Annotated in this window: 27 protein-coding genes; 20 read left to right on the forward strand and 7 right to left on the reverse strand. The window is 71.8% G+C overall.

Annotated features, from left to right (window positions below; translation table 11 throughout):
* A partial coding sequence (locus DEI95_RS11105) for an SGNH/GDSL hydrolase family protein (RefSeq protein WP_111060271.1) occupies positions 1-1,146 on the forward strand: 1,146 nt, incomplete at its 5' end.
* A gap of 60 nt (positions 1,147-1,206) precedes the next feature.
* Here DEI95_RS11105 and DEI95_RS11110 read toward each other — a convergent pair.
* Positions 1,207-2,028 (reverse strand): alpha/beta fold hydrolase, encoded by an 822-nt coding sequence (locus DEI95_RS11110; protein ID WP_110824922.1) that lies wholly within the window; start codon positions 2,026-2,028, stop codon positions 1,207-1,209.
* Between the two features lie 23 nt (positions 2,029-2,051).
* Between DEI95_RS11110 and DEI95_RS11115 the strand changes: the two genes are divergently transcribed.
* A complete protein-coding gene (locus tag DEI95_RS11115) occupies positions 2,052-2,510 on the forward strand; it encodes an NUDIX domain-containing protein (protein WP_111060272.1) in 459 nt (152 codons plus the stop codon).
* Between the two features lie 63 nt (positions 2,511-2,573).
* On the opposite strand, the gene DEI95_RS11120 is transcribed toward DEI95_RS11115, so the two are convergent.
* Positions 2,574-3,965: an MFS transporter gene (locus DEI95_RS11120; protein WP_111060273.1), complete on the reverse strand. Its 1,392-nt coding sequence runs from the start codon at positions 3,963-3,965 to the stop codon at positions 2,574-2,576.
* Positions 3,966-4,174: 209 nt separating this feature from the next.
* The gene (locus tag DEI95_RS11125; RefSeq protein ID WP_111060274.1) at positions 4,175-5,170 is read right to left on the reverse strand and encodes a hypothetical protein; all 996 of its coding nucleotides are present in this window, start codon (positions 5,168-5,170) and stop codon (positions 4,175-4,177) included.
* Between the two features lie 87 nt (positions 5,171-5,257).
* On the opposite strand from DEI95_RS11125, the gene DEI95_RS11130 reads away from it, so the two are divergent.
* Positions 5,258-5,518 (forward strand): hypothetical protein, encoded by a 261-nt coding sequence (locus tag DEI95_RS11130; protein WP_110824926.1) that lies wholly within the window; start codon positions 5,258-5,260, stop codon positions 5,516-5,518.
* Positions 5,519-5,548: 30 nt separating this feature from the next.
* On the opposite strand, the gene yidC is transcribed toward DEI95_RS11130, so the two are convergent.
* The gene (gene yidC, locus DEI95_RS11135) at positions 5,549-6,283 is read right to left on the reverse strand and encodes a membrane protein insertase YidC (RefSeq protein WP_181436292.1); all 735 of its coding nucleotides are present in this window, start codon (positions 6,281-6,283) and stop codon (positions 5,549-5,551) included.
* Positions 6,284-6,339: 56 nt separating this feature from the next.
* On the reverse strand, positions 6,340-6,675 hold the full coding sequence (locus tag DEI95_RS16710; RefSeq protein ID WP_181419540.1) for a DUF6412 domain-containing protein: 336 nt from the start codon (positions 6,673-6,675) through the stop codon (positions 6,340-6,342).
* Positions 6,676-6,742: 67 nt separating this feature from the next.
* Between DEI95_RS16710 and ybaK the strand changes: the two genes are divergently transcribed.
* The 17 genes from ybaK (at position 6,743) to DEI95_RS11220 (ending at position 25,006) form a co-directional block, all read left to right on the forward strand.
* Entirely contained in the window at positions 6,743-7,228 is a 486-nt protein-coding gene (gene ybaK / locus DEI95_RS11140; protein WP_110824928.1) for a Cys-tRNA(Pro) deacylase, read from the forward strand.
* A gap of 96 nt (positions 7,229-7,324) precedes the next feature.
* Positions 7,325-9,919, forward strand: coding sequence for an ATP-dependent Clp protease ATP-binding subunit (locus DEI95_RS11145; protein WP_111060276.1), 2,595 nt, complete (start codon positions 7,325-7,327; stop codon positions 9,917-9,919).
* Positions 9,920-10,667: 748 nt separating this feature from the next.
* Positions 10,668-10,913, forward strand: coding sequence for a hypothetical protein (locus DEI95_RS11150; RefSeq protein ID WP_110824930.1), 246 nt, complete (start codon positions 10,668-10,670; stop codon positions 10,911-10,913).
* A 122-nt stretch (positions 10,914-11,035) separates the two neighbouring features.
* Entirely contained in the window at positions 11,036-11,578 is a 543-nt protein-coding gene (locus DEI95_RS11155; RefSeq protein ID WP_111060277.1) for an adenine phosphoribosyltransferase, read from the forward strand.
* A gap of 141 nt (positions 11,579-11,719) precedes the next feature.
* Positions 11,720-13,708, forward strand: a complete 1,989-nt coding sequence (gene thrS / locus DEI95_RS11160) for a threonine--tRNA ligase (RefSeq protein WP_111060315.1) — start codon at positions 11,720-11,722, stop codon at positions 13,706-13,708.
* Positions 13,708-14,286 (forward strand): HIT domain-containing protein, encoded by a 579-nt coding sequence (locus DEI95_RS11165; protein WP_110824932.1) that lies wholly within the window; start codon positions 13,708-13,710, stop codon positions 14,284-14,286. The genes thrS and DEI95_RS11165 overlap by 1 nt, the downstream gene beginning before the upstream one ends.
* 12 nt (positions 14,287-14,298) lie before the next feature.
* A complete protein-coding gene (gene pdxS, locus DEI95_RS11170; protein WP_110824933.1) occupies positions 14,299-15,216 on the forward strand; it encodes a pyridoxal 5'-phosphate synthase lyase subunit PdxS in 918 nt (305 codons plus the stop codon).
* Entirely contained in the window at positions 15,206-15,805 is a 600-nt protein-coding gene (gene pdxT, locus DEI95_RS11175) for a pyridoxal 5'-phosphate synthase glutaminase subunit PdxT (protein WP_111060278.1), read from the forward strand. Before pdxS ends, pdxT begins: the two co-directional genes overlap by 11 nt.
* A gap of 98 nt (positions 15,806-15,903) precedes the next feature.
* The gene (locus DEI95_RS11180) at positions 15,904-16,668 is read left to right on the forward strand and encodes a YebC/PmpR family DNA-binding transcriptional regulator (RefSeq protein ID WP_110824935.1); all 765 of its coding nucleotides are present in this window, start codon (positions 15,904-15,906) and stop codon (positions 16,666-16,668) included.
* Positions 16,669-16,672: 4 nt separating this feature from the next.
* Complete coding sequence (gene ruvC / locus DEI95_RS11185) at positions 16,673-17,305, forward strand: crossover junction endodeoxyribonuclease RuvC (protein WP_110824936.1); 633 nt, start codon at positions 16,673-16,675, stop codon at positions 17,303-17,305.
* Positions 17,302-17,922 carry a Holliday junction branch migration protein RuvA gene (gene ruvA / locus DEI95_RS11190; protein ID WP_110824937.1) on the forward strand — a complete coding sequence of 207 codons (621 nt, stop codon included), beginning with the start codon at positions 17,302-17,304 and terminating at the stop codon, positions 17,920-17,922. The genes ruvC and ruvA overlap by 4 nt, the downstream gene beginning before the upstream one ends.
* On the forward strand, positions 17,919-18,956 hold the full coding sequence (gene ruvB / locus DEI95_RS11195; protein ID WP_110824938.1) for a Holliday junction branch migration DNA helicase RuvB: 1,038 nt from the start codon (positions 17,919-17,921) through the stop codon (positions 18,954-18,956). The genes ruvA and ruvB overlap by 4 nt, the downstream gene beginning before the upstream one ends.
* A gap of 67 nt (positions 18,957-19,023) precedes the next feature.
* Positions 19,024-19,410, forward strand: a complete 387-nt coding sequence (gene yajC / locus DEI95_RS11200) for a preprotein translocase subunit YajC (protein ID WP_110824939.1) — start codon at positions 19,024-19,026, stop codon at positions 19,408-19,410.
* Positions 19,411-19,503: 93 nt separating this feature from the next.
* Positions 19,504-21,249 carry a protein translocase subunit SecD gene (secD, locus tag DEI95_RS11205; RefSeq protein WP_110889812.1) on the forward strand — a complete coding sequence of 582 codons (1,746 nt, stop codon included), beginning with the start codon at positions 19,504-19,506 and terminating at the stop codon, positions 21,247-21,249.
* The gene (secF, locus tag DEI95_RS11210) at positions 21,249-22,247 is read left to right on the forward strand and encodes a protein translocase subunit SecF (protein ID WP_110900243.1); all 999 of its coding nucleotides are present in this window, start codon (positions 21,249-21,251) and stop codon (positions 22,245-22,247) included. Before secD ends, secF begins: the two co-directional genes overlap by 1 nt.
* Positions 22,247-22,606, forward strand: coding sequence for a rhodanese-like domain-containing protein (locus tag DEI95_RS11215; RefSeq protein WP_110824942.1), 360 nt, complete (start codon positions 22,247-22,249; stop codon positions 22,604-22,606). Before secF ends, DEI95_RS11215 begins: the two co-directional genes overlap by 1 nt.
* Before the next feature lie 45 nt (positions 22,607-22,651).
* Positions 22,652-25,006, forward strand: a complete 2,355-nt coding sequence (locus DEI95_RS11220; protein WP_258367578.1) for a bifunctional (p)ppGpp synthetase/guanosine-3',5'-bis(diphosphate) 3'-pyrophosphohydrolase — start codon at positions 22,652-22,654, stop codon at positions 25,004-25,006.
* 33 nt (positions 25,007-25,039) lie between these two features.
* Here DEI95_RS11220 and DEI95_RS11225 read toward each other — a convergent pair whose 3' ends face one another.
* Together DEI95_RS11225 and DEI95_RS11230 are read right to left on the reverse strand one after the other, a co-directional pair.
* Positions 25,040-25,594 (reverse strand): type IV toxin-antitoxin system AbiEi family antitoxin, encoded by a 555-nt coding sequence (locus DEI95_RS11225; RefSeq protein ID WP_181436294.1) that lies wholly within the window; start codon positions 25,592-25,594, stop codon positions 25,040-25,042.
* 55 nt (positions 25,595-25,649) lie between these two features.
* Positions 25,650-26,603, reverse strand: coding sequence for an ROK family protein (locus DEI95_RS11230; protein ID WP_110900241.1), 954 nt, complete (start codon positions 26,601-26,603; stop codon positions 25,650-25,652).
* Positions 26,604-26,728 lie beyond the last annotated feature (125 nt).

Raw genomic sequence — 26,728 nt, forward strand, 5'->3', positions numbered from 1 at the left:
CGCCCGTGCCCGCTCGACCCCGCCCGTCGGGCCGCCCACCCACCCGAACCCGTTCCGGAGCCCACCCTGCGCCGCTCGACCGTCCCCCGCGTCCTCACCGCACTCGTCGCGACCGTCCTGCTGGCGGGGACGGCGTCGGTCGGCGGGGTACCGGGCACACCGACCGCTCCCGGTGCCGCCGTCGCCGCTCCGCTCTGGCCCGTCCCACAACCCTTCCCGGCCACCGACGACCCGCCTGAGACGCTCGCCGGGCTGCCGCCGGGCAGTGCGTACGTCGCGCTCGGTGACTCGTACTCCGCCGGGTACGGGCTCGGGCACCCCACCGGGCTCCCGGTCCGGGCGTGCGCGCAGTCCGGCGAGGACTACCCGCACCGCATCGCCGCCCGCTTCGGACTCGACCTCACCGACGTCACCTGCGCGGGCGCGACGAGCGAGGACGTCCGGGACCGCGTGCAGTTCCGCGGCGCCCGGCCGCAACTCGAGGCGCTGTCCGCCGACACGCGGCTCGTGACACTGACGATCGGCGGCAACGACGCCGACCTGTTCGGCACCGCGGGCTCGTGCCTGGCACTGTCCGCCACCGGCCCGGTGTTCTCCGGCCAGAACGCCCCGTCCTGCCGATCGACGCTCGCGTCCGACGGGGTGGACACCCTCGGCGCCAAGATCCAGGGCCGCGTCGCCCTCGGCGTCGCCGAGACGCTCGCCGACGTCCGGGCCGCAGCGCCGAACGCCACGGTGATCGTGCTCGGGTACCCGGCGATCTTCCCCGACGCGACACACACCCCGTCGTCGGGCTGCTTCCGCCCGGCCGTCGACCTGGGGACCCTGGCCGGGCGGTTCCCCCGGGACACCTACCCGTTCACCGACGCCGACGTCCGCTGGCTGCACGGCGTGCAGGAGCAGCTGGACGACGTGACCCGGAACGCGGCGCAGGCCGCGGGGGCGACCTTCGTCGAGGTGTTCGCCGAGACGCAGGCGCACTCGGCGTGCGCGCGGAAGGGCGCCTACGTCGAGGGGATCTCGCTCGAGTCGCTCGGCGGCCTGAGCCGGATCGACCTCCGTCCCGGCGCGCTCCACCCGAACCGCGCCGGTGTGCGCTTCCTCACCGACCGGACCGCTGACGTGCTCAGGAGCAGGTTCGGCTGAGCCGACACGTCCGTCTCGGACGCGCGACCCGGTCCGGGTGCCCCGCGACCGCGGAGCGGGTCAGCGCAGCACCGCGGCGAGCCGGTCCAGGAGCACCGGGACGGCGGTCAGCGCCGAGATGTGTCCGTCCGCGGGCCGCTCCTCGTACGCCACGGCGGGGAGTGCCGCGGCGAGGCGCCGCCCGTGTGCGACCGGCACGACCCGGTCGCGGGCTCCGTGCACGACGGTCGTCGGGACGGTCACGGCGGACAGCGGGAACCCCCAGTCGGTGACGAACGCCACGTCGTCGTCGGTCGCGCCCTGCAGGCCCGACCCACCCGCCGCCGTCGCGTCCTGCCCGAGCGCGGCCCAGTCCCCGTCCAGGGCCGCCCAGTCGCGGTCGACGAACTGGGACGGGTCGAACGTGGCGGTCGACGCCCAGGCGAGACGGGCCTCCCGTCCGGCGGCGGCCGACCGGAGGCCACCGTCGGCCGCCATGCCGTCCCACCACCCGGTCGTGTCGTCGAACGGCGCGGGCGAGGCGACGACGGCTGCGGCGGCGACCCGGCCGGGCAGCAGTGCCGCGGCGGCGAGCGCGTGCGGGCCACCACCGGACCCGCCGAGGACCGCGACGCGGGGGAGTCCCAGCGCGTCGAGGACCTGTTCGAGGTCGCGAGCGCCGTCCGCGACGCGTCGTCCGGGCAGGGGGTCGGCTCCGCCGTAGCCCGGTCGGGTCACCGCGACGAGACGGAGCCCGCGGGCAGCCGCCGCGCTGGTGAGCGGCTCGAAGAGGGCGCCCGTGTGCGGGGACTCGTGGTGCCACACCACGGTGGGCCGGACGGCGTCCGGTGCGGTGTCGTCCACGAGGACCGAGCGGCCGTCGCGGAGTCCGATGCTGCGCATGCGCGCGAGGGTAGTCTCCGACCGTGCCCCTCCGTTCCGCCGGTCTCCTGCTGCACCGGGGGAGCGGTCCCGCCCTCGAGGTGTTCATCGCGCACATGGGTGGCCCGTTCTGGCGTCGGCGGCCGCGGGCGTGGACGATCCCGAAGGGCGAACCGGTCGCGGGCGAGGACACCCTGACCACGGCGCTGCGGGAGTTCACCGAGGAGATCGGCACAGCACCGCCGGACGGTGTCCCGCACCTGCTCGGCGACTTCCGGCAGGCCTCGGGCAAGGTCGTCACGGTCCACACGCTGCACGCACCGGACTTCTCCGTCGACGTGGTGCGCAGCAACACCGTCGCGCTCGAGCTGCCGCGCGGCTCCGGTCGGTTCGTCGAGGTGCCCGAGGTCGACGACGCGCGTTGGACGCCGGTCGACTGCGCTCGCGGGCTCGTCGTGGCGGGGCAGGTCGCCGCGCTCGACGCCCTCGCAGCGCGCACCTGACACCTCCCGTCTCCGCCGTCCGAGCACGACGGGGAAGGGCGAGCGTCGGGCGTGCGCGGAGCGCTACCGCTCGCCGACGGTCCCGACGGAGCCGGTCGCGGTGCGGATCGAGCCCGTCGCCGCCCGGTGGACCGTGGCGACGGAGCCCGTGATCGTCTGGATCGCACGGCTCACGGTCGGGATCGAACTCGTGACGACGGCCAGCGACGAGGTCAGGACCTCGATCGACGACGTGCTGAGGTGCGGCTGCGCGGTCGTGTGCACCGGGAACCCGCGGCGCGCGAGCACGACGACGGAGAGCCCGCCGAGGAGCACGACCGCCCCGGCGAACGGCAGCGTCTGCAGCCCGGAGAGCCCGAGCACCTGCCCCCCGAGCGCGGCACCACCCGCGATGCCGATGTTCGACGCGCCGTTCACCAGGGCGCCTGCGATCTCCGGGCTGACCCCGCCGGTGCGGATCGCGGCGGCCATGAAGAGCGTCCCGGTCGTGCCGTTCGCCGCCATCCAGACCCCGGCGACGAGCATCGTGCCGGCCAGGGACCCGTGCGTGAACGGCATCACGACGAAGGCGGCGGCCATCGCGGCGATCGACACGACCAGCGTCTGCCGTGGTGCGCGGTCGACGAACAGCCCGGCGAGCCAGAGTCCGACCACGCCGGTGCCGCCGAGCACGAGCAGCGCGCCGGACACCATGCCGGCGTCGAGCCCGGCGTCGACGACGTAGGGGCCGACGTACGTGTACACGACGTAGTGCCCGGCGAACAGCAGCAGGTCCGCGACGACGACGGAGAGCAGTCCGGTCCGGGCCCACGCTCTGGGGGACCCGACGTGCGGGGACGCGGCCCCGCGAACGGAGGGGAGGAAGGCCGCCGCGACCACGGCGAGGACGGCGGCGCACGCGGCGACCCCGCCGACGGCCGGTCGCCAGCCGACCGTCTCGCCGACGCCGGTGGCGAGCGGCACGCCGATCACGAAGCCGAGCGAGCTCCCGGAGTAGACGAACGCGATGGCCCGGCCGGCCAGCCGCGGCGGCACGATCCGGGTGGCGTACGCGGACGCGACGGAGAAGAACAGGGCGTGCGCGACGCCACCCACGACCCGGCCGGCGCAGACGACGGCGAACGAGGGCGCGAGGGCGACGAGCGCGTTCGACACGGTGTACCCGACGAGGGTGGCGACGAGCACGGTCTTGCGCGGCAGCTTCGCCGTGAGGGACGTCAACGGCAGCGCGAGCAGCGCGACGGCGGCCGCGTACACCGTGATGACGACGCCCATGGTCGACTCGGTCACGCCGAGGTCGCGGCTCATGGTCCCGAGCAGGCCGACCGGCATGAGTTCGGTCGTGATGGCGAAGAACGTGGCGAGCCCGAGCACGGCGATCCCGACCACCGACGACGTCGTGACGGTGATCGGCGTCGTGTACGGGTGGACGGTCTGGTTGCTGGTGGTGGACACGGCGGCTGACCTCCTCGAGGACGTGGAGGAGCGCGCGCGGACGACGGGTCGGCCGGGGGAGAGCGCGCTCGGGTGGACGGGATGTGGAGACGGAGTTCTTGCCACTCCACGGCGAGTGCGCCCGTCCAGTGTTGCACGCTCGATCCGGTTCGCGCGAGAGCACCCGGGTGGCTCTCAGGAGCGCTCCAACGCCGCGCGGGCAGGAGCCGTCAGTACATCCGACTCGTGGCGGTGCTCGTGACCGTGCCGCGTACCGCGCCGCCGACCAGGCGCACCCACAGCGTCCCGCTGGCCGACGTCGCGGAGAGCGAGACCGTGCCGTGGAGGGCGTCCTCGCGGGGGTAGCAGGCGCTCGTCCCCTCGATCCGGTCCGCCGTGGCGACGAGGCAGATGGTCGACGGGTCCCGTCCGACCGCCGCCCACACGTTCCACGGCGTGCCCGCCGCGTCGCCCGACAGCGAGCGGTTCGTGAAGACGAGCCGCGTCGAGCGCAGCGCGACCGGGGCCTCGATGGAGCCGGGGAGTTGGTCGGCGAAGGTCTGCGGCAGGTCGAGCATCTGTTCGACGGTGACCGTGCCGGCCGCCGGGGTCACGGTGGCGCGACCGGGTTCCGCGGATCTCGCGCCGACCGAGAGTCCGACGCCGGTGCCGAGCACCAGTCCGACCACGACGGCGCCGGCACCGGACGCCCAGAGCACGGTCCGGTCGGTCCGGCGCGCCCGGTCGGCCAGCCGTCGGGCACCGGCGAGGAGGCCCGATCCGCCTCGGTCGGGCGCGTCGCGATCCGCGCCGCCGTCGTCCGCGCCGCCGACCGCGACGCCGCCCTCTCCGACCCCGTCCCCGCCGACCCGCTGGTCGTCGGCCCGGTGGTCGTCGGCCCGGTGGTCGTCGACCCGGTGCTCGCCGGGGTCGCGGACGTCGGCGTCCCCGCCGACGCCCGGGATGACCGCGTCGTCGTCGGTCGGGTCGCCCTCCGGACCGGCCGACCGGCCACGTCGCGACGCGGGGCGGGCCGCCGCCCGTCGACCGTCGGCGCCGGAGGACGTGGCGGGCGCGACGTCGGAGCGGGGGCGCCTCCGGGCCTCCTGGTCGAGGTCCGCCAGCGCGATGCGGGCGCGGGCGGCCTCGGTGGGTGTCGACGCGGCGCCCCAGGCGATGCGTTCGAGACGGGCACGTGCTGCCGCGTCGTCGTCGGTCCGGCTCATGCGCGCTCCTCGTCGTCACGCCTGGGGCAAGACTGCCACCGCAGCGGTGTCGGCGCCCACCCAGACCGGGGGGAGTACGCCCGAGGGATGACCGACGCGCAGAACGACCAGTCGACCGACCCGGCGGTGCCCGCCGACGCCACCGGTTCCACACCGGCGGACGTCGACGAGGAGACCCTCGAACCGCTCAGCCACGACACCCAGTCCGGCGCGGCCGACTACGTCGCGACGAGCCCGGGCGGCAGCGGCACCGAACGCCACGTCCCGCTCCCCGAGGAGGAACAGGGCCGCGACACCGAGTACGACCCGGTCGACCAGGGACCGCAGCAGGAGGGCCAGGGCGGCTGACCCGCGGCTCGTTCGGCCCCGCGCCCGCCGTCACCGCACGAGCCGGCGCAGGACCGCGCGCTCCGCGAGCGTCCACACGGCGCTCGTGACCAGGTACAGGGCGGCGGCGAGCGGCGCGACCGCGGCGAAGACGAACGGGACCCACCGTGCGATCCCGGCCGTGACGGCTGCCCCCGGCACGGTGACGTCCGGGTCGGCGGCCGGTGCCGGGTTCCAGTGCGCCTGCGCCCGACGCGTGTGCTCGACCGCGACGACGAGCACCGCGAGCAGCACGAGCACGACCCAGCCGTGCACCCAGAGCGGGGACGTCAGGACCGTGACCGCCGACTGCGCGAGCGGGATGCCGACGAGAGTGGCGCGGAGCAGGGTGTTGACCGTCCCGTCGATGCTCGCGTGCGTGAAGACCGTGTAGAGCAGCGAGACGACGGGGGCCTGCGCGAGGACGGGCAGACACCCGGCCAGCGGTGCCACCCGTTCGGCCGTGTACAGCTCCTGGAGTGACCGCTGGAACCGTGCGGTGTCGCGACCGGCACGTCGGCGGAGTTCCGCGATCCGCGGTGCGAGGCGGCGACGGTCCCGCTCCGCCCGGACCTGCAGCACGGACAGCGGGACGAGCAGGACGCGGACCGCGAGGGTCAGCACGACGACGGCGAGCGCCGCTGCTGCCGGTCCCGCGACCGGGGTGAGGGCGTCGGTGAGGACGGCGACGAGGTCCGCGCCGGCGTGCAGCACGGCGCTGAGGCCGGGCAGGGTGGTGATGTCCATGGATGGTCCTTCGATCGGAGGGGTCGGGCGCGAGCGCGGCCCGACACCGACCGGTGTCAGACCGCCGGGACGCCCCCCGGAGCCCGTGACCGCACGTGCCCGTCCGCATCCGGGTCGCTCCAGGCGATCCGGGTGACGAGGTCCGGTGCCGTGGAGGGCACCGGGAGACGGTCCGCTCCGACCGCGGTGATGAGCAGGGCGACGAGCCGCAGCACGAGCGCGGCTGCGGCGAGCGCGGCGATCCCGGCGACGGTGACGCCCACGACGGTGACGCCGAGCACGGCGACCGCGAGGGCCGGTGGTGCACCAGGGACCCATGCGTGACCGAGCGCGGCGGGGCCCGGCGCGTGCAGCGCGGAGACCACGCGGAGCAGCACCTCGATGACCGTCATGGTGCGGCTCAGCGTACCGTCCGCGAGCCTCCGGAGACGTGCCGGGGACGCGGGGCAGGATCGGTGCATGAGCGCAGCTTCCCCGAGCACCCCGGCGACGGTCGCGCTGGAGCGGGCCGGCGTCCCCTACACGCCGCACGTCTACGAGCACCACGAGAGCGCGACGAACTTCGGCGAGGAAGCAGCGGCGGCACTCGGGCTCCGCGAGGAGCAGGTCTTCAAGACCCTCGTGGTGTCGGTCGACGGTGAACTCGCGGTGGCGATCGTCCCCGTGGCGGACCGGCTCGACCTCAAGGCCGTCGCGGCGGCCGTCGGCGGGAAGAAGGCGTCGCTCGCGGACCCCGCGCTCGCGGAACGCCGCACCGGGTACGTCGTCGGCGGGATCAGTCCGGTGGGACAGCGGACACGACTGCGCACCGTGCTGGACGCGTCGGCCGCCGACCACGCGACGATCTTCGTGTCCGGCGGCCGCCGCGGGTTCGACATCGAGGTGGTCCCGGCCGACCTGGTGCGCGTCACCGACGCGAGCACGGCGGCCATCACCCGGACCTGAGTCGACTCGCCGCAACTTCTTCCCGGACACGGGAATGACCGCGGCCCTCCTGCGTTGCATTGAGCCGAAGGCACTCAAGTTCCTCAGGAGGTCCCTTTGCCACAGACGTTCGGCCCGACCGGCGGCAACGACTCGTTCGACGAGTTCCTCGCACGACTGCTCGCGGCTTCGCAGAACCCCGGTCAGTCCCAGCGGTCCGTGCCGTTCGGACGACCGGTCGACATCACCCGGCTCCTCAGCCGGCGCACCCACGAGCTGCTCCAGCAGACGGCCGCGTACGCCGTCGAGCAGGGTCAGCACGAGATCGACGCGCTGCACGTGCTGCACGTGCTCGTCGGCACCGAGCCCTTCGCGGCCGTCCTCCGGTCCGCGGGGGCCGATCCCGAGCGGTTCGCCGCCGAGGTCGAACAGCGCCTCCCGATGCCGTCGGGTGACCGTGTCGAGGGTCGCCCGGCCCTGACCCCGTCCGCGCAACGGATCCTGCTCGAGGCCACCCAGGCCGCGCGCGGGTTCGGCAGCACGTACACCGACCCCGAGCACGTCTTCTTCGCGCTCGTCACCGACCAGGACACCGTCGCGGGGCAACTCCTCGCGAGCGCCGGCGTCACCCCGCAGGTGATGCAGTCCTACGCGCACGACGCGGCCGAGGCCGCACGAGAGGGGCGCCCCATGCCCGGCACCACCACCACCGCCGACAAGGACCAGCAGTCGGAGACCCCGACGCTCGACCAGTACGGCACCGACCTGACGGCACGCGCTCGTGACGGCCGCATCGACCCGGTGATCGGCCGCGCCGACGAGATCGAGCAGGCCGTCGAGATCCTGCTCCGCCGCACCAAGAACAACCCGGTCCTCATCGGCGAGCCCGGCGTCGGCAAGACCGCCATCGTCGAGGGACTCGCCCAGCGCATCGTCGACGGAGACGTCCCGGCCCTGCTGCAGGGCAAGCGCGTCGTCGCGCTCGACCTGCCCGGTATGCTCGCCGGCACCCGGTACCGCGGTGACTTCGAGGAGCGCCTGACCAAGGCGATGGACGAGATCGCCGCGCACGCGGACGAGCTCATCGTCTTCGTCGACGAGCTGCACACCGTCGTCGGCGCCGGTGGCGGCGGCGAGGGCGGTTCGATGGACGCCGGCAACATCCTCAAGCCGCGCCTCGCCCGCGGTGACCTGCACCTCGTCGGCGCGACGACGCTGAAGGAGTACCGCCGCATCGAGAAGGACGCCGCACTCGAGCGTCGCTTCCAGCCCGTGACGGTGGGGGAGCCGAGCGTGGAGGACGCGGTCGCGATCCTCACCGGTCTCAGCCCCCGCTACGCCGAGCACCACGGCGTGACGTACTCCGACGAGGCGCTCCGAGCGGCCGTCGAGCTCTCGCACCGCTACGTGACCGACCGGCACCTGCCGGACAAGGCCATCGACCTCATCGACCAGGCCGGTGCCCGCCGTCGCCTCGCCCGGTCGGGCGACGTCGACGTCGACGCGCTCCGTGCCGAGGTCGCCGACCTCACGGCCCGCAAGGACCGCGCCGTCGCCGAGGAGCAGTACGAGGAGGCGTCCGGCCTCCGCGACGAGATCGCCGGACTGGAGGCCCGGATCACCGCCGCCGACACGGGTGACGTGGCCGCGTCCTCCGTCGCGCACCCCGTGGACGACGTCATCACCGAGGCGGACATCGCAGCCGTGGTGTCCCGCGTCACCGGGATCCCGGTGACCCGCCTCGGGTCGGCCGACAAGACCCGCCTCGCGGGCCTGGAGTCCGAGCTGCACGACCGCGTGGTCGGCCAGGACGACGCCGTGCGGGCGATCGCGAAGGCGGTCCGACGCAGTCGCACCGGGATGGGCGACCCGCGTCGCCCGGTCGGCAGCTTCCTGTTCCTCGGACCGACCGGTGTCGGCAAGACCGAGCTCGCCAAGGCGCTGGCCTCGTCGCTGTTCGGGGACGAGTCGGCGATGCTCCGCTTCGACATGAGCGAGTTCGGCGAACGCCACACGGTCTCGCGACTCGTCGGTGCCCCTCCGGGGTACGTCGGCTACGACGAGGCCGGACAGCTGACCGAGCGCGTCCGTCGGAACCCGTACTCGGTGATCCTGCTCGACGAGGTCGAGAAGGCGCACCCGGACGTGTTCAACCTGCTCCTGCAGGTGCTCGACGACGGACGGCTCACCGACGGACAGGGCCGGACGGTCGACTTCCGGAACACGGTGGTCATCATGACCTCGAACATCGGGTCGGAGTTCCTCGCGTCCCGCTCGGGTGCGCTCGGCTTCTCGGTGGCGGCGGACGGCGGCTACGCCGAGGACGACCTCCGCAACCGCGTGATGGGCAGGCTGCGCGAGTCGATGCGGCCGGAGTTCATCAACCGGATCGACGAGATCGTGCTGTTCCGCAAGCTCGAGCGCGGGCAGCTGCGCTCGATCGTGTCGCTGCTCCTGCAGGACACGGCGTCCCGGCTGGCGGCGCAGGGCATGGTGCTCTCGGTGTCCGAGTCGGCGACCGACTGGCTCGCCGAGCACGGCTACGAGCCGGAGTACGGCGCCCGTCCGCTCCGTCGTCTCATCCAGCGCGAGGTCGACGACCGCATCGCGGAGCTGGTGGTCGAGGGCGCCACGCACGACGGCGTCACGGTCCGCATCGACGTCGTGGACGACGAGGTCGTCGCACTGGTCGACGCATCCGTCGCGGTCTAGCGACTCCCCACGACGAAGCCCCCGGCACCATCGGTGCCGGGGGCTTCGTCGTGTGTTCGGGAATGCAATTCCACGGAATGCCGGGGGAAGGGTTGCGGAGTCCTCCTGCGTCTGGATAGTGTTCTCCCGACGCGAACGGAATACCGACGCGTCGGGAATCCGAAGGTCCGAGCGACCGCAGAACCGTGCCGAAAGGGGGCCGACATTGATCACCACACTCACGCCGTTCCGGGCATTCCGTGGAACCACCGGTCCCGTCTCCGGTTCCTGCTGACCGGACCGTCCTCCCGTCTGACGGGCTCGTACGCTGAGCCACTGCTCGTGCTCGATGCCCGGTCCGACCTCCTCGTGGATGTGCTGCTCCGGCGGCACTGACCGCCGGCGCTGACGAGCGGAGCAGGCCGACCGCCCCGTGCTGTCGGACCGGCTCGCTGGTCCGCAGTCGCCGGTCGCTCCTCCGAGGGGTGTCCCCGAGCCGAGCCCGGCACCGCCGTCGACGTCGTCGACGGTCGGCGCCGTCGAGTCGGTCCGGGTGACGGGACGGCGCGTTCGTTCCCGGACCTGCTGACATCTCGCACGCATGCAGAAACGGATCCGCATGCATTGATCGAGGTGTTCCGTCGCGCCCTCCGGGGCATCGTCGACGAAATGCAGCAGGTCATTCCCCGACCCGTTTCCCGGGTCATTCCGTCGACCCTTCCTCCGGCAATCCCGTGGATCTCCGGCAATCCCCTGAAATGAGAACACCATGTCATCGAAGACCCTCCTCCGACCCGTCCGGCCGCCCACCGGCGCGCCCCGGCCGGTGTCACTGCCGGACCGTCTGGCGCTCCGGCTCGGACTCGCCCTCATCGTGTGGAGCCGCCGCACGCGGCGACAGCCCCACGAGATCGACCCGGCCGAGGAACTCCGCCGGCAGTGCGAGCACGAGGCGCGTCTCGTCCGTGAGGCCGAGTGGCTGCTCCTCGTCACCGGACCACGGCAGTGGCGCTGAGTCGCCCGGTGGCGACCAGCGGACGGGAGGCGCGGGACCGATCCGTCCCGCGCCTCCCGCCCGACTCCAGCCGGCCGGTCGGCGTCCGGGCCGCACCCCCGTTGGCCCGTACGGTTGACGGCATGAAGGAAACCGCCGCTGCCCTCGTCGAGCGCCTCACCCAGATCGTCCCCGACTTCCCGAAGCCGGGCGTGCTGTTCCGTGACGTGACGCCGGTGTTCGCCGATCCGATCGCCTTCGGGCGCGTCTGTGAGGCCCTCGCCGCACCGTTCGCGGTGGGTGCGGGGTTCGCGGCCGTCGCCGGCATCGAGGCGCGCGGGTTCGCCCTCGCCGGCGGCATCGCGGCGCAGCACCAGGTCGGCGTCCTGACCGTGCGCAAGGCCGGCAAGCTGCCCGGCGAGGTGCTCAGCGAGCAGTACGCGCTCGAGTACGGGGAGGCCGAACTCGAGTTGCGCCCCGGCCAGCTCGAACCCGGCACCCGGGTGCTCGTCGTCGACGACGTCCTCGCCACCGGGGGCACGGCGGCCGCGACCGTGACGCTGCTCGAGCGCGCGGGGTACGAGGCGATCGGGTTCGCCGCCCTGCTCGAACTCGACGGGCTGTCCGGCCGCGAGCGGCTCGAACCGCGTCTGCCCGTCACCACCCTCGGCGCCGTGCCGGCCTGAGCCTCGGCGACGGACTCCGCGGGTCGGCGCCGGTGCCGTCCGGCGACCGCGCCCGCACTAGTCTTGACGCACCCAATCCGATCGAGGAGTCCCACCATCGTGACCGAGTCAGTCGCCGCAGAACCCGCCGAGCCCGCCGACGTGCCCCAGGCACCCGAGCCCCGCACCGCGACGACGACCACGACGGGCACCGATCTGTTCGACGGCGTCCGCGGTGTCGTCGCCGTCCGGGTGGCCGGTGTGCTCAAGGACCTGGCGGCCGAGGTGGCGGCCGGCGACGTCGTCGAGCCGGTGACCCTCGACGAGCAGGACGGCCTCGACATCCTCCGGCACTCCGCCGCGCACGTGCTCGCGCAGGCGGTGCAGCAGATCAACCCGGACGCGAAGCTCGGCATCGGGCCGCCGGTCACCGACGGCTTCTACTACGACTTCGACGTGGCCGAGCCCTTCACGCCCGAGGACCTCAAGGCGATCGAGAAGGGCATGGACCGCATCGTCAAGCAGGCCCAGCGCTTCCGCCGCCGGGTCGTGACGGACGACGAGGCCCGCGAGCTCATGGCGGGGGAGCCCTACAAGCAGGAGCTCATCGGCCTGAAGGGCGCCGCTGCCGATGGCGACTCGGGCGAGAGCGTCGAGGTCGGCGCGGGCGAGCTCACCGTGTACGAGAACGTCGACCCGAAGTCCGGCGAGGTCGTCTGGCAGGACCTCTGCCGCGGCCCGCACGTCCCGCACACCCGGTGGATCGGCAACGCGGCGAAGCTCATGCGCGTCGCCGCCGCCTACTGGCGCGGGTCGGAGAAGAACCCGCAGCTGCAGCGCGTGTACGGCACCGCCTGGCCCGACAAGGACCAGCTCAAGGCGTACCTCGTGCGCCTCGAGGAGGCAGCGAAGCGCGACCACCGCAAGCTCGGCGCCGAACTCGACCTGTTCTCGTTCCCGGACGAGATCGGCTCCGGCCTGGCGATCTTCCACCCGAAGGGCGGCATCATCCGCCGCGAGATGGAGGACTACTCGCGTCGGCGGCACGAGCAGGAGGGCTACTCGTTCGTCTACACGCCGCACATCACCAAGGGCGACCTGTTCGAGCAGTCCGGTCACCTCGGGTGGTACAAGGACGGCATGTTCCCGCCCATGCACATGGACGAGGCGCGGGACGAGGACGGCAACGTCACCCGACAGGGCGCGGACTACTACCTCAAGCCCATGAACTGCCCGATGCACATCCTGGCGTACCGGTCGCAGGCCCGCTCCTACCGCGACCTGCCGCTGCGGATGTTCGAGTTCGGCACGGTCTACCGCAACGAGAAGTCCGGCGTCATCCACGGTCTCACCCGGGTCCGCGGCCTGACCCAGGACGACGCGCACATCTTCACCACGCAGGAGAAGATGAAGGAGGAGCTCACCACGACCCTCCAGTTCGTGCTGTCCCTGCTCCGCGACTACGGTCTCGACGACTTCTACCTCGAGCTCTCCACCAAGGACCCCGAGAAGTACGTCGGCGACGACGAGGTCTGGGAGGTCGCGACGAACACCCTGCGCGAGGTCGCCGAGGAGTCCGGGCTCGAACTCGTCGCCGACCCCGCCGGTGCGGCCTTCTACGGCCCGAAGATCTCCGTGCAGGCGCGCGACGCCATCGGCCGCACCTGGCAGATGTCCACCGTTCAGCTCGACTTCAACCTCCCCGAGCGGTTCGGCATCGAGTACACGGCTGCCGACGGCACCCGTCAGCGCCCGGTGATGATCCACCGTGCCCTGTTCGGGTCGATCGAGCGGTTCTTCGGCGTCCTGACCGAGCACTACGCGGGGGCGTTCCCGGTCTGGCTGTCCCCGGTGCAGGTCGTCGCGATCCCCGTCGCCGAGGAGTACGGCGACTACCTCGACGAGGTGGTCGCGAAGCTCCGTGCGAAGGGCGTGCGCGCCGAGGTCGACCACTCGGACGACCGCATGCAGAAGAAGATCCGAACGCACACCAAGGCGAAGGTGCCGTTCCAGCTCATCGCGGGCGGCGACGACCGCGACGCCGGGGCCGTCAGCTTCCGGTTCCGGGACGGCCGCCAGGACAACGGCGTGCCCGTGGACGAGGCCGTCGAGCGCATCACGACGGCCATCCGCGACCGCGTGCAGGTCTGATGTCCGGCCCGCTCGACGACGAGGGCGACCCGCTGGTGATCCGGGACGCCGCCACCCAGGCGGCGGTCCCGGACGCCTTCCAGCGCCTGTGGAACCCGCACCGGATGGCGTACATCGACGCCGGCCGGGCGGGCGAGGGTCGCGGGCACCGTGACGACTGCCCGTTCTGCGAGGCACCGCGGAAGTCCGATCGCGAAGCCCTCATCGTCGCGCGGGGCGAGCACGCGTACGTGCTGCTCAACCTGTACCCGTACAACAACGGCCACCTGCTCGTCTGCCCGTACCGACACGTCCCGCTCTACGACGAGGTGACGCCGGAGGAACTGCAGGAGATCGGCGAGCTGACCCAGACCGCGATGCGGGTCCTCCGCCGGGTCGCCCACTGCGACGGGTTCAACATCGGGATGAACCAGGGCGAGGTCGCCGGCGCCGGTGTTGCCGCACACCTGCACCAGCACATCGTGCCGCGGTGGCAGTCGGACGCCAACTTCTTCCCGATCATCGCCCGGACGAAGTCGCTCTCGCAGATGCTCGGCGAGACCCGTCGACTCGTCGCCGAGGGGTGGCCGGAGCACTAGACTGGGGGGATCATGAGCGACAGCACCCCCAGCACCGTCACCGCCACTTCGACCACCGGGTCCTCACGCGTCAAGCGCGGCCTCGCGGAGATGCTCAAGGGCGGCGTCATCATGGACGTGATCGACGCCGACCAGGCCCGCATCGCCGAGGAAGCCGGCGCCACCGCCGTCATGGCCCTCGAGCGCGTCCCGGCCGACATCCGTGCGCAGGGTGGTGTCGCCCGCATGTCCGACCCGTCGATGATCGAGGAGATCATCGCCGCCGTGTCGATCCCGGTCATGGCGAAGGCCCGCATCGGCCACTTCGTCGAGGCCCAGGTGCTCCAGGAGCTCGGCGTCGACTACATCGACGAGTCCGAGGTGCTCTCGCCCGCCGACTACGTCAACCACATCGACAAGTGGGGCTTCACGACGCCCTTCGTCTGCGGTGCGACGAACCTCGGCGAGGCCCTCCGCCGCATCACCGAGGGCGCGGCCATGATCCGCTCCAAGGGCGAGGCCGGCACCGGCGACGTGTCCGAGGCGACGCGCCACATCCGCACCATCTCGAAGGAGATCGCGGCGCTGCGGAACCTCAAGGAAGACGAGCTCTACGTCGCCGCCAAGGAGCTGCAGGCCCCGTACGACGTCGTGAAGGAGGTCGCGCAGACCGGCTCGCTCCCGGTGGTGCTCTTCACCGCCGGTGGTGTCGCCACCCCCGCCGACGCCGCGATGATGATGCAGCTCGGCGCGGACGGCGTGTTCGTCGGCTCCGGGATCTTCAAGTCCGGTGACCCGGCCAAGCGCGCCGCGGCGATCGTCAAGGCCGTGACCTTCCACGACGACCCGAAGGTCATCGCCGAGGTCTCGCGTGGGCTGGGCGAGGCGATGGTCGGCATCAACGTGGCCGACGTCCCCGCGCCGCACCGCCTCGCCGAGCGTGGCTGGTAACGCCGCGCCCCGGATCGGCGTCCTCGCCCTGCAGGGGGACTTCCGCGAGCACATCTCGTCCCTCACGGAGCTCGGCGCCGACGTCGTGCCGCTCCGCCGTCCGGAGGAGTTGGCGGCGCTCGACGGCGTCGTCATCCCCGGCGGTGAGTCGAGCGTGATGGACAAGCTGTCCCGGACGTTCGGCCTCGCGGAACCGCTCGCCGATGCCATCCGGGCTGGCCTGCCGGCCTACGGCACCTGCGCGGGCATGATCATGCTGAGCGCGCGGATCACCGACGGCATCGCCGGGCAGCACACGCTCGGGATCCTCGACACGACGGTCCGACGCAACGCCTTCGGCAACCAGAACGACTCGTTCGAGACGGACATCCCGATGCCGGAACTCGGCGCGGACCCCGTGCACGCGGTGTTCATCCGGGCGCCCGTGGTCGAGGAGCACGGCGTCGACGTGCGCGTGCTCGGGGCGCTGACCGACGGGCAGGTCGTCGCGGTGCAGCAGGGCAACGTGTTGGCGAGCGCTTTCCACCCGGAGGTCGCGGGGGAGGACCGCTTCCACCGGCGCTTCCTCGACCTGGTCCGTTCCGCCTGAGCCGGGCCGCCGGTCGGCCGCGCCAGCGAGGCGGAGGGCGGCCGAGCCTCCCGGGTCGGTAGACTGGACCGGATTTTCGGCTAGACGCAAGGAGAACCGTGTCCGGGCATTCCAAGTGGGCAACGACCAAGCACAAGAAGGCGGTCATCGACCAGCGCCGTGCGAAGTCGTTCGCCAAGCTCATCAAGAACATCGAGGTCGCCGCGAAGATGGGCGGCGCCGACATGTCGGGCAACCCGACGCTGGTCGACGCGGTCCAGAAGGCCAAGAAGACCTCGGTGCCGAACGACAACATCGACCGTGCCGTCAAGCGCGGTGCCGGCCTGACCGGTGAGTCGATCGAGTACACGACGATCATGTACGAGGGCTACGGCCCGAACGGCGTCGCGCTGCTCATCGAGTGCCTCACCGACAACAAGAACCGCGCTGCGGCCGAGGTCCGGACCGCGATGTCGCGCAACGGCGGCACCATGGCCGACCCGGGCAGCGTCGCCTACAACTTCAACCGCAAGGGTGTCATCTCGGTCACGAAGACCGACGGGCTCTCCGAGGACGACGTCATGACGGCCGTGCTCGACGCCGGTGTCGAGGACGTCATCGACCAGGGCGGCGGCTTCGAGGTCATCACCGAGGCGTCCGACCTCGTCCAGGCACGCACGGCCCTGCAGGACGCGGGGATCGACTACGACTCCGCCGACGCCGAGTTCGTGCCGAACCTCAAGGTCGAGGTCGACGCCGACACCGCCCGCAAGGTGTTCAAGCTCATCGACGCGCTCGAGGACTCGGACGACGTGCAGAACGTGTACGCGAACTTCGACGTGCCCGCCGACGTGCAGGCCGAGCTCGACGAGGACGAGGAATAAGACCGTGCTCCGCGTGCTCGGGGTGGACCCCGGGCTCACCCGGTGCGGTGTCGGCGTGGTCGAGGTCACGCCGGACCGGCGCGCCCGCCTCGTGCACGTGACGGTCGTCCGCACCCCGGCGGACATGGCCCTGGAACTGCGGTTGCTCGCGATCGCGGAGGGCATCGCGGAGCAGATCGACACGCACCGTCCGGACGCCGTCGCCGTGGAACGCGTCTTCGCCCAGGCGAACGTGCGCACCGTGATGGGGACCGCGCAGGCGTCCGGGCTCGCCCTGCACGCCGCAGCGGCGCGCGGGCTGCCGGTCGGGCTGCACACCCCGTCCGAGGTGAAGGCCGCCATCACCGGGTACGGCAACGCGGACAAGCGGCAGGTGCAGGCGATGGTCGCGCGGGTCCTCGGCCTGGCCGAGGCACCGAGACCGGCGGACGCCGCGGACGCGCTCGCCCTCGCGGTGTGCCATGCCTGGAGGCTCGGCTCGCCGGACGCCGTCAGCACCGGCACGCAGACGCTCACGCCCGCGCAGCGCGCGTGGCGTGACGCGCAGGCCGGTGCAGCCGGGCGGAGCGCGGCGTCCCCGCTCGTGCGGAGCGGCGGTCCGAGGACGTCCGCGGTCCGCCCTAGGCTCGGGGCATGATCGCGAGTCTCCGGGGCACCTGCATCGACGTGGCCGGATCGACCGCCGTGGTCGAGGTCGGGGGAGTCGGCTACGCGGTGACGGTCACGCCGGCGCACGCCCTGACCATGCGCCACGGCGCAGAGGTGTTCGTCCGCACGGCGCTCATCGTCCGCGACGACGCCTTCGAGCTGTTCGGTTTCGACTCGGTCGAGGCGCTCCGCGTGTTCGACCTGCTGCGCAGCGTCTCCGGCGTCGGGCCGAAGTCCGCCCTCGGCGTCCTCGGGCAGATGACCGCGGCACAGGTGGCGAACGCCGTCGCGAACGACGACGACGCCGCGTTCCGGAAGGTCTCCGGGATCGGTCCGAAGACGGCCAAGCTCATCATCGTCGCCCTCGCCGGCAAGCTCGCCGCGTTCGAGGCGCCGACCGCCTCGGCTGCCGCCGGTGCGGTCGCCGCGCACCCCGCCTCCGAGGACGTCGTCATCGCACTGGTCGGGCTCGGCTGGCGCGAGGAGGCCGCCCGGTCGGCCGTCGACGACGCCGTCGCGAACGAGCCCGGCGTCGCCCAGATGGGGACGCAGGCGCTCCTCCGCGCCGCGCTCGGCACGCTCCGACCGGCGGGTGCCGGTCGATGAGCGGCGGCATCACCGCGGCCGACGCCCAGTCGCCCGAGGAGCTCGCGTTCGAGGGAGCGCTCCGCCCGAAGTCCCTCGACGAGTTCGTCGGGCAGCGGAAGGTCCGCGGGCAGTTGGACCTGCTCCTCAAGGCCGCTGCCATGCAGGACCGGACGCCGGACCACATCCTGATGGCCGGACCGCCCGGACTCGGCAAGACGACGCTCGCGATGATCGTGGCGCACGAGTCGAACCGCCCCCTGCGGATGTCGAGCGGCCCGGCCATCCAGCACGCGGGTGACCTCGCCGCCGTCCTCTCGTCGCTCATGCCCGGCGAGGTGCTGTTCATCGACGAGATCCACCGGATGGCCCGATCGGCCGAGGAGATGCTCTACCTCGCGATGGAGGACTTCCGCATCGACGTCATGGTCGGCAAGGGCGCCGGTGCGACGAGCATCCCGCTCGACCTCGCCCCGTTCACCCTCGTCGGTGCGACCACCCGGGCCGGACTCCTGCCGAACCCGCTGCGCGACCGTTTCGGCTTCACCGCGCACCTGGAGTTCTACGAGCGTGACGAGCTCGAGCAGGTCCTCATCCGCGCCGCCCACCTGCTCGAACTCGACTTCGACCGGTACGCCCTGCGGGAGATCGCCGGGCGCTCCCGCGGGACCCCGCGCATCGCGAACCGGCTGCTGCGACGGGTCCGCGACTTCGCGCTCGTGCACGGCACCCGGGACGGCATGGCCGCGGTCCAGGGCGCACTCGACCTGTACGACGTCGACGAGTACGGCCTGGACCGGCTCGACCGCGCCGTGCTCGAGACGATGCTCACCCGCTTCGACGGCGGCCCGGTCGGGCTCAACACGCTCGCGGTGTCCGTCGGCGAGGAGTCCGAGACGATCGAGTCGGTCGTCGAGCCGTTCCTCGTCCGCATCGGGCTCGTCACGCGGACCCCGCGCGGCCGCATCGCGACCCCGCAGGCCTGGCGGCACTTCGGGCTCACGCCCGGACAGGCCGCAGCACAGCCGGGGTTGTTCGACGCCGACGGTGCGTGAAGGACCGGACATCTGCGTGCTCTAGACTGCTCGCGCCCGAAACCGCTCGACCGACCGGAGGGTCCCCATGGACCAGTACTTCCTCATCATCATCATCGTGGCGTTCGCGGCCTTCATGTTCTACAGCAGCCGCAAGCGCAAGAAGCAGCAGTCGGAGACCGCCAGCCAGATGGTCCCCGGTGCCCGTGTCATGCTCTCGTTCGGCCTCTACGGCACGCTCGTGTCCGTCGACGACGAGAAGGTCACCGCAGACGTCGAGATCGCACCGGGCACCGTCGTCACGGTGCACCGCCAGACCCTGTCCCGCGTCGTGCCGGAGGAGACCCCCGAGGCCGTCGAGACAACCACCACGACCGAGCCCGCGGCGGACCACGTCACCGAGCTGAACGGCGAGCCGATCTACGGCGAGCGGGTCGAGGACGTCGACACCACGAAGCGCAAGACCGAAGACTGACCGACGACGCCGTCGGGACCGCCCGACGGTGCGACACCATGGGCCCCGTGCGTTCCGACGTGCGGGGCTCACGACAGAAAGACGAGACGACCGGTGGCACGATCGACACCCGTCAAGAAGGCGCTCCGCTCGCTCACCTGGTTGGTGATCATCCTGGCGATCCTCGCCGGGCTGAACACCGCAGCGTCGATCCTCGCGAGCACGTCGAAGGACGCCTCCGACAAGTGGTACGACGGAGCGAGTTGGGTCCCGGAGCTGGCGCTCGACCTGCAGGGCGGGACCCAGATCACCCTCGCGGCACAGAGCACCGAGGGGTCGGCCGTCACCTCGGAGCAGCTGCAGCAGGCGGTGAACATCATCCGCCAGCGCATCGACGCCACCGGTGTCTCGGAGTCCGAGATCAACACCCAGGGTGCCAACAACATCGTCGTCTCGATCCCCGGCAAGCCCGACCAGGAGACCATCCAGCGCATCGAGGCCGCCGCGAAGCTGACCTTCCGTCCGGTGCTCTACACCGAGGCGGCGTCGGACAGTGCGGTCGGCGACGACGGCTCGCAGTCCGCGTCCCCGACGCCGTACTCCCCGCCCGCATCGCTCCAGGCCACTCCGAGCGCCGAGCCGACGAACGGCAGTGACCTGGCCTGGGTGACGCCCAAGCTGCAGGACCTGTACACGAACTACAAGTGCTCCGCCCCGGACGACGTGACCGCCGCCCCGGACGACGAGCCGCTCGTGACGTGTGACGCCGACGGCACCGCGAAGTACATCCTCGGCCCGGTCGAGGTCTCCGGCGCGGACATCAGCAACGCCACCTCCGGCCTCGCCTCGAACTCGCAGGGCACGACGACGGGCGAGTGGGCCGTCAACCTGACCTTCAACGGCGCCGGCACGAAGGACTTCGCAACGGTCACGAACCGCCTCGTCTCGCTCGCGCAGCCGCAGAACCAGTTCGCCATCGTCCTGGACGGCACGGTCATCACGGCACCGTCGACCAACGCGGCGATCACGAACGGCAAGGCCCAGATCACCGGCGCCTTCACCGCGGACTCGTCGAAGACCCTCGCCGACCAGCTGAAGTACGGCGCGCTGCCGATCAACTTCCAGGTGCAGTCGAACGAGGTCATCTCGGCCACGCTCGGCACCGCACAGCTCGTCGGCGGTCTCGTCGCCGGCCTCATCGGTCTCGTGCTGGTCATCATCTACTCGGTCATCCAGTACCGGGCGCTGGCGTTCGTCACGGTCCTGTCGCTCGGCGTCGCCGCAGCCCTGACGTACCTGGTCATCGCGATCATGTCCTGGCGGGTCGACTACCGGCTGTCGCTCGCGGGTGTCGCCGGCCTGATCGTCGCGATCGGCATCACGGCGGACTCGTTCATCGTCTACTTCGAGCGCATCCGTGACGAACTCCGCGACGGTCGCGCCCTCGAGAGCGCGGTCGAGTCCGGTTGGAAGCGTGCGCTCCGCACGATCCTCGCCTCCGACTCGGTCAACTTCCTCGCCGCCGTGACGCTCTACGTGCTCGCGGTGAGCGACGTGAAGGGGTTCGCGTTCACGCTCCTCCTGACCACCCTCATCGACGTCGTCGTCGTGGCGCTGTTCACGCACCCGATGATGCAGCTCATCGCCCGCAGCCGGTTCTTCGGTGAGGGGCACACGTTCAGCGGTCTCGACCCTGCCGCCCTCGGCGCGGTCTACCGCGGCCGCGCGCAGTTCCGCGCACCCATCGTCGACGGCAAGCGGCAGCGCAGCGCACGTGAGGCCGCCCGCCGCCAGACCATCGCCGAGCGCAAGGCATCCGGCAGCACGGGCAACGACACCGGCAACGGGAAGGACAGCTGATGGCGAGCTTCAGCCAGTTCGGCAGTGACCTCTACACGGGCAAGCGGTCCTACGACTTCGTGGGACGGCGGAAGACGTGGTACCTCATCGCGGTCGCCTGCATCGTGATCTCCCTCGCGGTGCCGTGGCTCCGTGGCGGGTACCAGCTCGGCATCGAGTTCACCGGCGGCTCCGAGTTCACGGTCTCGGACGCCGAGTCGACCGACCAGAACATCGCCACCGAGACCGTCGAGCGCGTGGTGTCGGACGAGGCACCGCGTGTCTCGCAGCTCGGGACCCACGGCATCCGCGTGCAGACCGGTCAGCTCACGAACGCGCAGACCGACGAGATCGCCTCGGACCTCGCGGCCGCGTACGACGTGCCGGAGTCCCAGGTCGCCGCGACCTTCATCGGAGCGACGTGGGGCGCGGACGTCCTGGCGCAGGCCATCCGCGGTCTCGTGATCTTCCTCGCCCTGGCCGCCGTGTTCATGGCGCTGTACTTCCGCACCTGGAAGATGTCGCTCGCGGCGATGACCGCGCTCGTCCACGACCTGCTCATCACGGCCGGCGTGTACGGCATCGTCGGTCTCGAGGTCACTCCCGCGGCCGTGATCGGTTTCCTGACGATCCTCGGCTACTCGCTCTACGACACGGTCGTGGTCTTCGACAAGGTCCGCGAGAACACGGCGATCGAGTCGCACCGGACGTTCAAGCAGTCCGTCAACCTCGCGATCAACCAGACGCTCGTCCGGTCGATCAACACCTCGGTCGTGGCGCTGCTGCCGGTCGCGGCGATCCTCTTCATCGGGTCGTACGTCCTCGGCGCCGGCACCCTGCGGGACATCTCCCTCGCGCTCTTCATCGGCATCATCGTCGGCACCTACTCGACGATCTTCCTGGCGGCGCCCATGTACGCGCACCTCCGCGAGAACGAGCCCAAGGTCCTCGCGAGCGACGCGAAGAAGGCACAGGCGGCCGCGAAGCAGCGTCCCGTGCAGGCCGGGGCGGACGTCTGATGGGCCCGCAGGAGGTCGAACTGGCCGACGCGCTCCAGCGGATCGAGGACGGCGCGCCCCTGATCGACGTGCGCGAGCAGTCCGAGTGGGACGAGGTGCACGCACCGCAGGCGACGCTGCTGCCGATGTCGGAGCTGCAGGCGCGGTGGGCCGAGGTGCCCGCCGACGACGAGCACCCCGCGGTCGTCGTGTGCCACAGCGGGTACCGCTCGGCCCAGGTCGTCGCCGCGCTCGAGCGTGCCGGGGTCCCGGCGGTTTCCCTCGCCGGCGGGATGGTGGCGTGGGAGCAGTCCGGCGCCCCGGTGGTCCGCCCCGGACGGACTCCCGCCGCTGACGGCGAACGTGGTCACGAGCACTGACCCGACGCGCGTAGTGTTGTCGGATCGAGTCCCGGGAGGCGCAGCATGACCGACACGCGTGAGTCCTCGCAGCCGGATGCCGGTGCTGCTTCCCGGCCGTCCGACGGGTCGCGACCAGGGTCCGCTCCGCGCCCGTCGAGCCCGCCGCTCGGGTCGAACACGACCGGCAACATCGGGTCACTCCGGTCGCTGCTTCCGCGGCTGTTCTCCCGCGCACAGCCGGCCGGTGCCGTCGACACCCTGATCCGCACCGTCCGGTCGCACCACCCGAAGGCCGACACGACGCTGATCGAGCGGGCGTACTCGGTGGCGGAGCGCGCGCACGACGGCCAGAAGCGCAAGTCCGGCGAGCCCTACATCACGCACCCGGTCGCGGTCGCGCAGATCCTCGCCGACCTGGGCATCGGCACGATCACGATCGCGGCCGCGCTCCTGCACGACACCGTCGAGGACACGGACTACCAGCTCGACCAGCTGCGCGAGGACTTCGGTGACGAGATCGCGATGCTCGTCGACGGCGTCACGAAGCTCGACAAGGTCAAGTACGGCGACAGCGCGCAGGCAGAGACCGTCCGCAAGATGGTCATCGCCATGTCGAAGGACATCCGTGTCCTCGTCATCAAGCTCGCCGACCGCCTGCACAACGCCCGCACCTGGGGCTTCGTGGAGTCGGCCTCCGCCACGCGGAAGGCCAAGGAGACCCTCGAGATCTACGCGCCGCTCGCGCACCGCCTCGGCATCCAGATGATCAAGCTGGAGCTCGAGGACCTGTCGTTCGCGGTGCTGCACCCGAAGCTCTACGTCGAGATCGACAGCCTGGTCAAGGAACGACAGCCGAAGCGCGAGCAGTTCGTGCAGAACGTCACGGCGACGCTGAAGAAGGACCTCAAGGCCGCGAAGGTCCGCGGCGACGTGATGGGCCGCCCGAAGCAGTACTACTCGATCTACCAGAAGATGATCGTGCGCGGCCGCGAGTTCGACGAGATCTACGACCTGGTCGGGATCCGCGTGCTCGTCCCGACCGTGCGCGACTGCTACGCGATGCTCGGTGCCGTGCACGCGCGGTGGACGCCGCTGCCCGGCCGCTTCAAGGACTACATCGCGACGCCGAAGTTCAACCTGTACCAGTCGCTGCACACCACGGTGCTCGGGCCGCAGGGACGTGCGGTCGAGATCCAGATCCGCACGCACGAGATGCACCAGCGTGCCGAGTTCGGCGTCGCCGCGCACTGGAAGTACAAGCAGCGCGTCACCGGTCGTGATGCCGAGAGCACGTCACAGTCCGACCAGGACATGGCGTGGCTCGCCCACATCACCGACTGGCAGGCGGAGACGAGCGACCCGGCGGAGTTCCTCGACTCCCTGCGCTACGAGATCGGTGCCAAGGAGACCTACGTCTTCACACCGCAGGGCAAGGTGATCGGCCTGCCGGCCGGCGCGACCCCGGTCGACTTCGCCTACGCCGTCCACACCGAGATCGGGCACCGCACGATGGGTGCCAAGGTCAACGGCCGGCTCGTCCCGCTCGAGAGTCAGCTGTCCAGCGGGGACGTCGTGGAGATCTTCACCTCGAAGAACCCGGACTCCGGCCCCAGCCAGGACTGGCTCACCTTCGTCCGGAGCCCCCGGGCCCGGAACAAAATCAAGCAGTGGTTCACCAAGGAGCGCCGGGAAGAGGCGGTCGAACAGGGCCGTGACGCGATCGCCCGGGCGATGCGCAAGCAGAACCTGCCGCTCCAGCGCATCATGAGCCAGGACACCATCTCCGAGGTGGCATCGGCGATGCGGTACGACGACGTCTCGGCGCTGTACGCGGCCGTCGGCGAGGGGCACGTCTCGAGCCAGTCGGTGATCGAGAAGGCGCTCGGCAGCATCCAGAACGAGACCGAGACGGACGAGCCGGAGCTCGCGTTCCCGCGGCATGTGACGAGCCGCCAGCTGCGGAACAGCGACAGCGGCGTGCTCGTCCGCGGGGCGCCGGACATCCTCGTGAAGCTCGCGAAGTGCTGCACGCCGGTGCCGGGTGACCAGGTCGTCGGGTTCATCACCCGCGGTCAGGGTGTCTCGGTGCACCAGGCGTCGTGCACGAACGTGAAGTCCCTCATGAACGAGCCCGACCGGATGATCGAGGTCGAGTGGGCCCCGTCGTCCAAGTCGGTGTTCCTCGTGCAGATCCAGATCGAGGCGCTCGACCGCTCCGGCCTGCTCAGTGACGTGACCCGCGTGCTGACGGACCACCACGTGAACATCCTGTCCGCCACGGTGTCGACGTCGTCCGACCGGCTCGCCCTGTCCCGCTTCGTCTTCGAGATGGGTGACACGACGCACCTGGACCGCGTGCTCAACGCGGTGCGCCGCATCGACGCCGTGTACGACGTCTACCGCGTCAGCGCGGGCTGAGCCGGGTCGGCTCAGCGGAACCCCGGGCCCGGGTCAGCGCAGCAGGCTGATCCCGGCGTCGCGGAAGCGGCGTTGCGCCTGGCGACCCATCGGCAGCCGCTCGGACGCCGTGAGCAGTGCCGCGAGGCGCGGCGGATCGACCAGTGCGGTCAGCACCAGACCGCGCAGCGCCTCGGCCTCCGCCGCCTCGAACCCGCGTCGGTCGCGCAGCAGGTCGAGCGCCGTCGCGTCGGGGCTGAGGACACGCACCCCCGCCCGCAGCACGACGTCCTCCGGGCGGAGTGCGATCTCACGGACACCGGCCCAGGCCCCGCGGCGGCGGGACCGTTCACCGGCCGGCACACAACTGTCGTGGGGGAGCGGCGGACGGGAACACGCGCCCCAGATCCACGCGGCGCTCCGCCCCGCTGCCACGAACTGCGCACCGGCGACGGACCACGCGTAGGACGCCGCCCGGAGCGCCGTGTCCTGCGGTTCGGCGACGGACGCCCAGCACGCGCCCACCGGGACGAGTTCGCCGGCGAGGACCGCGGCACGTGCCTCGGCCGCCGGCCAGTCGTCGGTGGTGACGAGGCGGGAGGAGGGCACACGGAGATGATGCCCGAACACACCACCCCGAGGCCGACGGTGTGGAGAAGGAGGGTCAGCGCAGGACGTCGGCGCGGTGCACGAGGGCGGCCGCTCCGATGAGGGGACCGTCCTGGGACAGGCCGGTGGGGACGATCCGGACCTTCGTCACGAACGGGAACTCGACCCGCTCGGCGACGGCCTGTCGTGCGTACTCGAACAGGTCGGGGGAGACGTGCGAGAACCCGCCGCCGATGGCCACGACCTCGAGGTCGACCAGGCTCGTCGCCGCGGCGATCGCCTGCCCGAGGGCTCGTCCGCTCCGCTGCACCGCGGCCACCGCGACCTCGTCGCCGGCGGCGTAGGCGGCGGAGAGCTCCTCGCCGGTCGTCCCGGTGAAGCCCTGCCGTCGCGCCCACGCGACGGTCTTCGGTCCGCTGGCCACGGCCTCCAGGCAGCCGGTGCCGCCGCACGCGCACGGGTCGTCGTAGCCGCCGCACTCGACGTGGCCGATGTGCCCGGCGTTGCCGGTGGGGCCGCTGACGGTGCGTCCGTGCAGGATGAGGCCGCCGCCGACGCCGGTGGACACGATCATGCCCATCACGTGGTCGGAGCCCTGTGCCGCCCCGACCCAGTGCTCGGCGAGCGTGATCGCCAGCCCGTCCATGCGGAGGGTCACCGGCACGTCGTCCGGCACGTGGACCGCGACGCGGTCGCGGAGCGGGTACCCGCGCCAGACCGGCATGTTGAGCGGTGACACGAGCCCGTTCACCTCGTCGACCGGTCCGGCCGACCCGATGCCGACGCCGACCAGGGTCGCGTCGGTGGGGAGCGCCGCGAGCGCGGCGACCACGACCTCGTCGACCGCGGCCTGCAGCTCGTCCGAGGTCCGTCCGGGCCCGGTCGGGCTGCGGTGTCGCGTGCCCGGCAGGACGACGCCTTGGTCGGTGACGAGCGCGGCTTCGACCTTGGTGCCGCCGAGGTCGACGGCGAGGGCGAGGGCGAGGGACGAGGACGTGGTGCTGGACATGCGCACTCCGGTGTGGCGGTCGGGAGGCCCGGCAGCGGTCCGCGACGCTGACGTCGCGTCCGGCGCAGCCGACCCGGGGAGGGGATCGGATGGGAGGTCAGGGGACGGAGCCCCGGAGCCGCGGC

The organism is Curtobacterium sp. MCBD17_008, assembly GCF_003234475.1.
Taxonomy (GTDB): Bacteria; Actinomycetota; Actinomycetes; order Actinomycetales; family Microbacteriaceae; genus Curtobacterium.

Coding starts and splice junctions, on each gene's coding strand:
- DEI95_RS11155 (WP_111060277.1), top strand. CDS start 11,036: ATGAAGGAAACCGCCGCTGCCCTCGTCGAGCGCCTCACCCAGATCGTC.
- DEI95_RS11110 (WP_110824922.1), bottom strand. CDS start 2,028: ATGCGCAGCATCGGACTCCGCGACGGCCGCTCGGTCCTCGTGGACGAC.
- DEI95_RS11130 (WP_110824926.1), top strand. CDS start 5,258: ATGACCGACGCGCAGAACGACCAGTCGACCGACCCGGCGGTGCCCGCC.
- ruvB (WP_110824938.1), top strand. CDS start 17,919: ATGAGCGGCGGCATCACCGCGGCCGACGCCCAGTCGCCCGAGGAGCTC.
- ybaK (WP_110824928.1), top strand. CDS start 6,743: ATGAGCGCAGCTTCCCCGAGCACCCCGGCGACGGTCGCGCTGGAGCGG.
- pdxS (WP_110824933.1), top strand. CDS start 14,299: ATGAGCGACAGCACCCCCAGCACCGTCACCGCCACTTCGACCACCGGG.
- DEI95_RS11215 (WP_110824942.1), top strand. CDS start 22,247: ATGGGCCCGCAGGAGGTCGAACTGGCCGACGCGCTCCAGCGGATCGAG.
- yidC (WP_181436292.1), bottom strand. CDS start 6,283: ATGGACATCACCACCCTGCCCGGCCTCAGCGCCGTGCTGCACGCCGGC.
- DEI95_RS11230 (WP_110900241.1), bottom strand. CDS start 26,603: ATGTCCAGCACCACGTCCTCGTCCCTCGCCCTCGCCCTCGCCGTCGAC.
- ruvA (WP_110824937.1), top strand. CDS start 17,302: ATGATCGCGAGTCTCCGGGGCACCTGCATCGACGTGGCCGGATCGACC.
- DEI95_RS11150 (WP_110824930.1), top strand. CDS start 10,668: ATGTCATCGAAGACCCTCCTCCGACCCGTCCGGCCGCCCACCGGCGCG.
- DEI95_RS16710 (WP_181419540.1), bottom strand. CDS start 6,675: ATGACGGTCATCGAGGTGCTGCTCCGCGTGGTCTCCGCGCTGCACGCG.
- DEI95_RS11165 (WP_110824932.1), top strand. CDS start 13,708: ATGTCCGGCCCGCTCGACGACGAGGGCGACCCGCTGGTGATCCGGGAC.
- DEI95_RS11220 (WP_258367578.1), top strand. CDS start 22,652: ATGACCGACACGCGTGAGTCCTCGCAGCCGGATGCCGGTGCTGCTTCC.
- DEI95_RS11125 (WP_111060274.1), bottom strand. CDS start 5,170: ATGAGCCGGACCGACGACGACGCGGCAGCACGTGCCCGTCTCGAACGC.
- secF (WP_110900243.1), top strand. CDS start 21,249: ATGGCGAGCTTCAGCCAGTTCGGCAGTGACCTCTACACGGGCAAGCGG.
- yajC (WP_110824939.1), top strand. CDS start 19,024: ATGGACCAGTACTTCCTCATCATCATCATCGTGGCGTTCGCGGCCTTC.